Here is a 10791-nt window from a genome sequence, read left to right as displayed (position 1 = left end):
CTCACATTCCCTGCGTCGCGTCGTCAAGGCCGGAACCGTCGAGCGCCATGCTGATCAGGCTCTCGGCATCCATCGAGTCGATGGAGTCGGGCGAAGGCTCGTCCGTTCCCCCCGCCGGATTCGCCGGCTCGTCATGAGCACCGGCGAGTTCGAAGAGGACTTCCATCAGTCCTGCGTCCCTGAGCCGGCTCAGGGGAATTCCCTGCAGAATGCGTCGGACCCGCTCCTCCCCGACGGCCTCGTCGTCCGTGGGGGAATCGGGACGCAGTTCGTCCGCGAGGTACTGGGCGAGCGCGCGCGAGTTCGGATAGTCGAAGACCAGCGTGGCCGGTGGGCGCAGTCCTGTGGCCTGGGCCAGTCCGTTGCGGAACTCCACCGCGGCCAGCGAGTCGAACCCGAGCTCCTTGAACGCCCGGTCCGGCTCGATGGCCGAGGGACCCGCGTATCCGAGAATCGCGGCCGCGTGGGCGCGTACGAGGTCGAGCACCTGTTCCGCGCGCTCGTTGTCGGTCAGGGCGGTCATCCGCCTGCGGAACGCCGCAGCGCCGGATGCCGACGCGTCGGTGGTTCGGTGGCCGCTGGGCCGTACCAGTCCTCGGAAGAGGTCGGGCAGGTCGTCCGGCTCCGGGGCCCCCGGTCCTGTGAGATCGACGCGCATGGTGACGAGTGCGGCCCCACCGGAGGTCTCGGCCGCGTCGAAGAGGGCGGTCCCTTCCTCGCCCGACAGGGTTTCGATGCCGGTCCGGCGCATTCGCTGGGAGTCGGCGCTCTGCAGGGTGTCCGTCATGCCGCCGTCCGCCCAGGGACCCCAGGCGAGGGACTGGGCGGGAAGCCCTTCGGCCCTGCGGTACGTGGCCAGCGCGTCCAGGAACGCGTTCGCCGCGGCGTAGTTGCCCTGCCCCGGGTTGCCGAGGACTCCGGCAGCCGAGGAGAAGAGGACGAAGGCCGCGAGGTCCATGCCCCGCGTCAGCTCGTGCAGGTTCAACGCCGCATCCACCTTCGGACGCAGCACCGCCCCCACCCGCTCCGCCGTCAGCGAACCGATCACCCCGTCGTCCAGCACACCCGCCAGATGCACCACACCCACCAACGGCCGATCCAGCGGAATCGCCCCCAACACACCGGCCAACGCTTCACGGTCAGCCGCATCACACGCCTCGACCACCACCTCGGCACCCCAACCGGCCAATTCCTCGACCAGTTCCTCGACGCCCTCGCCCCCGGCACCGCGCCGGCTCGTGAGCACCAGCCGCCGCACTCCACGCTCCACCACCAGGTGACGCGCGAACACCCGGCCCAGCGTCCCCGTACCGCCCGTCAGCAACACCGTCCCCGCGGAACCGAACTCCACGCCTCCCGTGTCCTCCGCAGACGGCAGGGCACGTTCCAGCCGCGCCACATGTGTACGGCTCGCCCGTACAACCACCTGGGACTCGCCGAGCGCCACCATCCGTGCCACCTCGGCGAGGTCACCCACCTCACCATCCAGCAACACCACACGCCCCGGATTCTCCGACTGCGCCGACCGCACCAACCCCCACACCGCCGCGCCGGCCACGTCCGCCAGGCCTTCGCCCGGCAGCGCCACGGCGCCCACCGTCCGTACCACCAACCGCGCGTCGCCGAAGCGCTCATCGCTCAGCCACTCCTGCACCACCTCCAGGGCCTCGCACACCGCATCCCGCACACCACCCGCGGAACCAGCCCCCACCCCACCGACGCGCAGCGAATCAAACACCACCACATCCGGCACGACGACGCTCGACGAGCTCTTCACCTCGCTCCAACGCCCAACCGAGATGCCGTCGGCGTCTCCCGCGTCCGGCAGAGCCGCCTCGGGCCACTCCACGCAGAACAACGACCCCGACACACCCGACTCCGCCACCGCACGCCGCTGCCCGTCCACCGAACGCAGCACCAGCGAGCCCACCGACGCCACCACACCACCACCCGCATCGGCCAAGACCACCGACACCCGGCCCTCACCCACCACCGAAACCCGGACACGCACCACCGACGCACCCACCACACCCAACGACACACCCGACCACGCAAACGGCAACGCAGCCCCCTCACCCACCGCACCCGACAACGCCACCCCATGCAACGCCGCATCAAACAGCGCCGGATGGAGTGCGAAGGTTCCCGGCTCGATGCCTTCGGGGAGACCCACCTCGGCGAAGACGTGCTCGTCGGTCCGCCAGGCTTCACTCAGTCCGCGGAAGGACGGACCGTACCGCAGGCCCGCTTCCGCCATTCCGTCGTAGAACCCGTCCAGGTCCACGGGTTCCGCACCCGCCGGCGGCCACTGCCCCGCGCTCCACGCCACGTCCTCGGCGCCGACGGCATCGGCCACGACGACGAGCGAACCGGTGGCGTGCCGCACCCACGGCAGGTCCGTCGCCTCGCCCCGCGAGTGAATGGTGACCGCTCGCCGGCCGGACTCGTCGGGAGAGCCGACGACGACCTGGAGGGCGACGCCACCGTGGTCCGGAAGAACCAGCGGTGTTTCGAGGGTCAGCTCTTCCAGAGTGGTGCAGCCGACCTCGTGTGCCGCTCTCAGCGCAAGTTCCACGAAACCAGTGCCGGGAAAGAGGGTGGTGTCACCGACTGCGTGATCCGCAAGCCAGAGGTGCGATCCGGTGGACAGGCGACCGGTCAGCACCACACTGTCCGATTCGGGCGACGACACCACCGCGCTCAGAAGGGGGTGGCCCGCAGACTCCTGTCCGATGGATTCGAGGTCCGTACCGCGCTGCTCGCCGACGATCCAGTAGTTCTGGTGCTGGAAGGCGTAGGTGGGCAGATCGACGCGGCGGGCACCCGAGCCCTCGAAGAGCCGGGCCCAGTCCACCGGAACACCGCCCACATGCAACTGACCCAACGCCGCTACGGCCGTGGGCAGCTCGGGGCGGCCCTTGCGCACCAGCGGGACGAAGACCGTCACCGACTCCGGGTCCACCGACTGCTGCGCCATCCCACTCAGCACACCGTCAGGACCCACCTCGACGAACGACGTCACACCCCGCGACACCACGAACGACACCGCATCCGCGAAACGCACCGCTTCCCGCACATGCCGCACCCAGTACTCCGGCGAACCCCAACCCTCCGACAGATCCCCGGACACACCCGACACCACCGGAATCGACGGGGCACCGAACGACAACCCGGCCACCACCGCCCCGAACTCCGCCAACATCGGCTCCATCAACGGCGAATGGAACGCATGCGACACCCGCAACACACTCGTACGACGGCCCTGACCGGCGAACTTCTCCACCAGATCAGCAACCGCCGCCTCCGTACCCGAGACAACGACGGAACGCGGCCCGTTGACCGCAGCGATGCCCACCTCACCGTTCAGCAACGGAAGCACCTCAGCCTCCGCCGCCTCCACCGCCACCATCGACCCACCGGCCGGCAACGCCTGCATCAACCGACCACGCGCCACGACCAGTTCAGCCGCATCTGCCAACGACAACGCACCAGACACATGCGCGGCCGCGATCTCACCGACCGAGTGGCCCACCAGGAAGTCCGGACGCACACCCCAGGACTCCACCAGCCGGAACAACGCCGTCTCCACCGCGAACAGACCGGCCTGGGCGAACATCGTCCCGCTCAACAGGCCGGCGTCCTCACCCCACACCACGTCACGCAACGAACGCCCCAACCGGGCATCCAGCTCCGCGAGCACCGCGTCGAACGCCTCCGCAAACACCGGGAACGCCTCATACAACTCCCGGCCCATACCAAGCCGCTGCGCACCCTGACCCGTGAACAAGAACGCGACCTTGCCCGCCGGCCGCACCGACCCACGCACCACAGACGCCGCGACACCACCCTCCGCCAGCGCGGTCAGACCCCGCACCAACTCCTCACGGTCCGACGCCGCGACCACCGCACGATGCTCCAGCACCGCACGTGACACCACGGAGGAGAAGCCCACATCCAACAGCGAAGAGGAGACCCCCATCTGCTCCAGCAACTTCCCGGCCTGCGCCGACAGCCCGGCCTCGCTCCGCGCCGACAACACCACCGGAACCACCGGCACTTCAGCGACGGCCACCGCCTCCGGCTCCTCCACCACCGGAGCCTGCTCCACGATCACATGCGCGTTCGTCCCACTCAGACCGAACGACGACACACCCACACGACGCGGACGATCCCGCTCCGGCCACGCACGCGACTCCGTCAACAACTCCACCGCACCCGCAGCCCAGTCCACCTGCGGCGTCGGCACATCCACATGCAACGTCTTCGGCAACACACCATGCCGAATCGCCTCCACCGCCTTGATCACACCACCCACACCAGCAGCAGCCTGCGCATGCCCCAGGTTCGACTTCAACGACCCCAGCCACAGCGGATCACCCTCCGGACGCCCCTGCCCATACGTCGCCAACAACGCCTGCGCCTCGATCGGATCACCCAGCCGGGTACCCGTCCCATGCGCCTCCACCAGATCCACCTGATCCGACGAAATCTGCGCATCAGCCAACGCCGCACGAATCACCCGCTGCTGCGACGGACCGTTCGGAGCCGTCAGCCCATTACTCGCACCGTCCTGGTTGACGGCACTGCCCCGCACCACAGCCAGGACTTCGTGCCCGAGCCGCCGGGCGTCCGACAGCCGCTCGACCAGCAGAACACCGACGCCCTCGGACCACGCGGCACCGTCCGCGGCACCCGCGAACGACTTGCACCGGCCGTCCTTCGCCAACCCGCGCTGACGGCTGAACTCAACGAAGACCTCGGGCTCCGACATGACGGCCACGCCGCCCGCCAGCGCGAGGGAGCACTCTCCGGAGCGCAGCGCCTGGATCGCGAGGTGCAGGGCCACCAGCGACGAGGAGCACGCGGTGTCCACCGTCATCGACGGGCCTTCCAGACCGAGTACGTAGGAGATCCGGCCGGAGGCGATGCCGCCCGTGCTCGCGTTGTGGGCGTAGTCGTGGTACATCATTCCGGCGAAGACGCCGGTCCGGCTCTCCTTGAGGGAGAGCGGGTCGATACCGGCCCGTTCGAACGCCTCCCAGGACGTCTCCAGCAGCAGTCGCTGCTGCGGGTCCATGATCAGGGCCTCGTTCGGGCTGATGCCGAAGAACGCCGGGTCGAACCCGGGGGCGTCGTCGAGGAACCCGCCGCGGGCGACATAACTCGTGTCCGGCCGTGTGCCTTCCGGGTCGTAGATCTTCCGCAGGTCCCAGCCCCGGTCGGTCGGGAAGTCGGAGATGAGGTCGGCGCCCTCGGTCACGGCCTGCCAGAGCGCTTCGGGTGAGCCGACGTTGCCCGGGTAGCGGCACGCCATGCCCACGATCGCGATCGGGTCGTCGGCGTGCGCGGCGGGGTTCGTGCGCACCGCGGCGAGGGTGGCCGTCGCGGGAGCGTCGGTGTCGGACACCTCGCTCAGCAGGTGGCGGGCCAGGGCCACGGGGGTGGGGTAGTCGAAGACGACTGTGGCGGGGAGGCGGAGCGCGGTGGCGTCGGCCAGCGCGTTACGGAACTCCACCGCCCGCAAGGAGTCGAAGCCGAGGTCCTTGAACGCCTTCTCCGGCTCGATGGCCTGGAGGGAGCTGTAGCCGAGGACGGAGGCGACCTGCTCGAGGACGACCTCCAGCATGGCGGCTTCGCGCTCGGGCTCGGCGAGGCGCGCGAGCCGCTGCTGAAGGCCGTTCGCCTCGACGTGGCCCGTGGCCCTGCGCCGGGTGACGACCGGGACCAGGGTGCGGAAGAGCTCGCGGCTGCTGTCGCCCTGGGCCCGTACGGCGGCGAGGTCGAGGTGCACCGGGACGATCACCGGTTCGGTCATCTGCAGCGCGGCATCGAACAGAGCCACACCGCTCTCCGAGGAGATCGGGAAGACGCCACCGACGGAGGAGATGCGGGAGCGTTCCGCACCGGACAGTTTGCCGGTCATCCCGCTGGCCTCGTCCCAGAAGCCCCAGGCGAGGGAGTGGGCGGGGAGTCCTTCCGCTCTGCGGTACGTGGCCAGCGCGTCCAGGAACGCGTTCGCGGCGGCGTAGTTGCCCTGGCCCGCGTTGCCGAAGGTGCCGGCCACCGAGGAGAAGAGGACGAAGGCCGCGAGGTCCATGCCCCGCGTCAGCTCGTGCAGGTTCAACGCCGCATCCACCTTGGGGCGCAGCACCGCCCCCACCCGCTCCGCCGTCAGTGAACCGATCACCCCGTCGTCCAGCACACCCGCCAGATGCACCACACCCACCAGCGGCCGATCCACCGGAATCGCCCCCAACAGCCGTTCCAGAGAGGCCCGGTCGGCGGCATCGCACGCCTCCACGACGACCTCGGCCCCCCAGCCCGCGAGCTCCTCCACCAGCTCCGCCACGCCCTCGGCCCCGGCACCGCGCCGGCTCGTGAGCACCAGCCGCCGCACTCCACGCTCCACCACCAGGTGACGCGCGAACACCCGGCCCAGCGTCCCCGTACCGCCCGTCAGCAACACCGTCCCCGCGGAACCGAACTCCACGCCCTCGTTCTCAACCTCATCGGCCGGCTGCGTCGCGCGCACCAGCCGGCCGAGGTGGGCACGGCCCTCGCGCACCACCACCTGCGATTCGCCCAGGGCCACCACCCGTGCGGCTTCGTCGGCCGTGGCACCCGAGGCGCTGTCCAGCAGCACCAGGCGTCCCGGGTTCTCCGACTGCGCCGACCGCACCAACCCCCACACCGCCGCGCCGGCCACGTCCGCCAGGCCTTCGCCCGGCAGCGCCACGGCGCCCACCGTCCGTACCACCAACCGCGCGTCGCCGAAGCGCTCATCGCTCAGCCACTCCTGCACCACCTCCAGGGCCTCGCACACCGCATCCCGCACACCACCCGCGGAACCAGCCCCCACCCCACCGGCACCGACACCGGCGCGGGTCGAATCGAACACCACCACATCCGGCACCACAGCCCGGTCCGAGCCCACGAGATCGGACCAGCGCCCCACGGAGAGACCGTCGACGGCTCCCGCGTCCGGCAGGGCCACCTCGGGCCACTCCACGCAGAACAGCGATCCCCGGACGCCCGACTCCGCGACGGCGCGCCGCTCCCCGCCCACGGCACGCAGCACCAGCGAGCCCACCGACGCCACCACACCACCACCCGCATCGGCCAGGACCACCGACACCCGGCCCTCACCCACCACCGAAACCCGGACACGCACCACCGACGCACCCACCACACCCAACGACACACCCGACCACGCAAACGGCAACGCAGCCCCCTCACCCACCGCACCCGACAACGCCACCCCATGCAACGCCGCATCGAGGAGGGCCGGGTGGAGCTGGAAGTCGGTCGCTTGAGTTCCGGCGTGGAGGGCGACCTCCGCGTAGAGGTCGCCGTCCGAGCGCCAGGCCGCGTTCAGTCCGCGGAAGGCGGGCCCGTAGCGCAGGCCCTCCTCGGCCATGCCGTCGTAGAACCCGTCCAGGTCGACCGGCTCCGCACCGGTGGGAGGCCACTGGCCCGAGGCCCAGTCGGCGCTCTCGGAGCCGTTCGCCCCCGAGGCCGGCTTCGCCGGCGCGAGGATGCCGGTCGCGTGGCGGGTCCACGGTTGGTCGCCGTCCTCCGGGCGGGCGTGCACGGTCACCTGGCGGCGGCCGTCGTCGCCGGCCGTGCCGACCGTGACGCGTACCGCCACGCCGCCCCGTTCGGGGACGATCAGCGGGGTCTCCAGCGTCAGTTCGTCGATGACCGGGCAGCCGACCTGGTCACCGGCGTAGATCGCGAGTTCCACATGTCCGGTGCCGGGGAAGAAGGCGGCGTCGCCCACGCGGTGGTCGCCGAGCCACGGGTGCGTGCCGAGGGACAGGCGGCCCGTCAGGCTGAGCGCGTCCGTGTCCGGAGCCGATATCCGTGCGCCGAGCAGCGGGTGGCCGGCCGGTTCGAGACCGGCGGTCAGCACGTCGCCGGCACCGGTGGGCGCGGTGACCCAGTAGCGCTCACGCTGGAAGGCGTACGTCGGCAGCTCCACGCGGGCGGTGGGCGCGGCGTCGTCGTAGAAGAGGCTCCAGTCGACCGGGGCACCGTGTACGTAGGCCTCGGCCAGTGACTGGGCGAACCGCGCAGGGTCGCCGCTGTGACGGCGCAGCGATCCGACAGCGGTGGCGCCGGACGATGTCGCGGCGACCGTCTCGCCGATGGCGATGAAGAGGCCCGGGTGGGGGCTGGCCTCCACGAAGAGGGTGAAACCGTCGTCGAGCATGGCCCGGGTGGTGTCCTCGAAGCGCACGGTGCGCCGCAGGTTCTCGTACCAGTAGCCGGCGTCGAGTGCGGTGGTGTCGAGCGGGCCGCCGGTCACCGTGGAGTAGAAGGTCGTGGTGGACGGGCGCGGTGTCACCTCGGCGATCTCTGCGAGGAGGCGCTCGCGTATCTCCTCGACGAACACCGAGTGCGAGGCGTAGTCCACCGGTATCCGGCGGGCCTGCACGCCCTGTGACTCCAGGTGGGTGTACAGCTCGTCGAGGGCTTCCGTCTCACCGCACACGACGGTGGAGGCGGGGCTGTTGACCACGGCGATCTGGAGCCGGTCGCCCCAGCCGCGCATCACCGACTCGGCCTCTGCGGAGGGCAGCGCGACCGACATCATGCCGCCGCGCCCGGCGAGGTCCTGGCGGATGATCCTGCTGCGGAGTGCGACGACGCGGGCGCCGTCCTCCAGCGAGAGAGCCCCGGCGACGCAGGCGGCCGCGATCTCTCCCTGTGAGTGACCGACGACGGCGGCGGGCTCCACACCGCATGCGCGCCAGAGGGCCGCGAGAGAGACCATGACGGCCCACAGGACGGGCTGGACGACGTCGACCTCGTCGAAGGTGGGCGCTCCGGGGCGCTGGTGGACGACGTCGAGGAGGTCCCAGTCGGTGAAGGGGGCCAGCGCGTCGGCGCACTCGCGCATACGGTCGGCGAACACCGGTGAGGATTCGAGGAGTTCGACGGCCATGCCGACCCATTGGGACCCCTGGCCGGGGAAGACGAAGGCGACCTGGGCGGGGCCGGTGGCGGTGCCCCGGATCACGTGCGGTGCCTTGGCGCCCTCCGCGAGCGCGTCCAGGCCGGCGAGCAGGGGCGTGGGCTCGGTGCCGTCCGTGCCCGGAGGGGTCCCGTTGTCGAGGACGACGGCACGGTGCTCGAACGCGGTGCGGTTGGCGACCAGGGCGTGGCCGATGTCCTGGGGGCGGGCGGTGGCGCCGGCTCCGTCCCGTACGAAGGAGGCGAGCCGCCCCGCCTGTGCGCGCAGACCCGCGGCGCTGCGGCCGGAGACGAGGAACGGGGCCGGCGACGAGGTGAAGGGAGCGGGGCGGAGCTCCGTGGCCGGCTCGGTCGCGCCAGGGGCCGCGGCAGGTTCCGCCGTGGGTTCCGGCGCCGGTTCCTCCGCCGGTGCCTCCTGGAGGATCACGTGGGCGTTGGTGCCGCTGAGCCCGAACGCCGAGATGCCGGCGGTACGCGGGTGGCCGTGCTGCGCCCAGGGTTCGGCCTCGGTGAGCAGACTGACGTTGCCCGAGGTCCAGTCGACGTGGGTGGAGGGCTGCTCGACGTGCAGGGTCCTGGGCAGGAGGCCGTTGCGCAGGGCCATCACCATCTTGATGACGCCGCCGACGCCCGCCGCCGCCTGGGCGTGGCCGATGTTGGCCTTGAGGGAGCCCAGCCGCAGGGGCTGTTCGGCGGTGCGGTCCTGGCCGTACGTGGCGAGCAGGGCCTGCGCCTCGATGGGGTCGCCGAGCGTGGTGCCGGTGCCGTGGGCCTCGACGGCGTCGACGTGGGCGCCGGGTACACGGGCGTTGGCGAGGGCCTGGCGGATGACGCGCTGCTGGGACGGGCCGCTGGGGGCGGTGAGGCCGTTGGAGGCCCCGTCGGAGTTGATGGCCGATCCGCGGATGACGGCGAGCACGGGGTGCCCGTTGCGGCGGGCGTCGGAGAGGCGCTCCAGCAGGACGATGCCCGCGCCCTCCGACCAGCCGGTGCCGTCGGCGCTGTCGGAGAACGCCTTGCACCGTCCGTCGGGCGCGAGGCCGCGCTGCTTGCTGAAGGCGACGAAGGGTGCGGGCGTCGACATGACCATGACGCCGCCGGCCAGTGCGAGGCTGCATTCGTCCTGGCGCAGAGCCTGTGCGGCGAGGTGGAGGGCGACGAGCGACGACGAGCAGGCGGTGTCGACGGTGAAGGAGGGGCCTTCGAGGCCGAGGGTGTAGGAGATGCGGCCGGAGATGACGGAAGCGGCCCGCGCGGTGGCCATGTAGGCCTCGACGGCCTCCGGTACGCCCTCCGGGAAGTCGCCGTAGTCCTGGATTCCGGATCCCATGTAGACGCCGACGCGGCCGCCGCGCAGGGTCTCCGGGTCGATTCCGGCCCGTTCGAAGGCTTCCCAGGCGACTTCGAGGGTGAGGCGCTGCTGCGGGTCGGTGGCCTCCGCCTCCATGGGGCCGATGCCGAAGAACCCGGCGTCGAAGTCACCCGCACCCTGCAGGAATCCGCCCTGGTGGACGTAGCTGGTGCCCGGCTGCGAGGCGTCCTCACCCATGAGCTGGTCGAGGTCCCAGCCCCGGTCGTCTGGCATGCCCGATACGGCGTCGCGGCCCTCGGCGACCAGGTGCCACAGTTCCTCGGGGGTGGTCACCCCGCCGGGGTAGCGGCAGCCCATGGCGACGATGGCGATGGGTTCCTGCGCGGCGGCCTCGGCGTCCTGAAGGCGGCGCCGGGTGCGGTGCAGGTCGGCGGTCACCTTTTTGAGGTAGTCGAGGATCTTCTCGTCGTTGGCCATATCGGTCTCACCGAGTCCTTTGGGTC

The 10791-nt window shown here is 71.1% G+C and carries 1 protein-coding gene; it reads right to left on the bottom strand.

All coding sequences use genetic code 11. The features are described from left to right. Position 1: 1 nt before the first annotated feature. Positions 2–10765, bottom strand: a complete 10764-nt coding sequence (locus SH922_RS28015) for a type I polyketide synthase (protein ID WP_393060648.1) — start codon at positions 10763–10765, stop codon at positions 2–4. Positions 10766–10791: the final 26 nt, after the last annotated feature.

The organism is Streptomyces sp. LN549 (assembly GCF_043203805.1).
Taxonomy (GTDB): Bacteria; Actinomycetota; Actinomycetes; order Streptomycetales; family Streptomycetaceae; genus Streptomyces.
The sequence above is the reverse complement of the archived record's forward strand: the minus strand, read 5'-3'. Positions and strand labels throughout refer to the sequence as shown.

Excerpts from the sequence above, each read along its gene's own strand:
- SH922_RS28015 (WP_393060648.1), bottom strand. The coding sequence starts at position 10,765 with ATGGCCAACGACGAGAAGATCCTCGACTACCTCAAAAAGGTGACCGCC.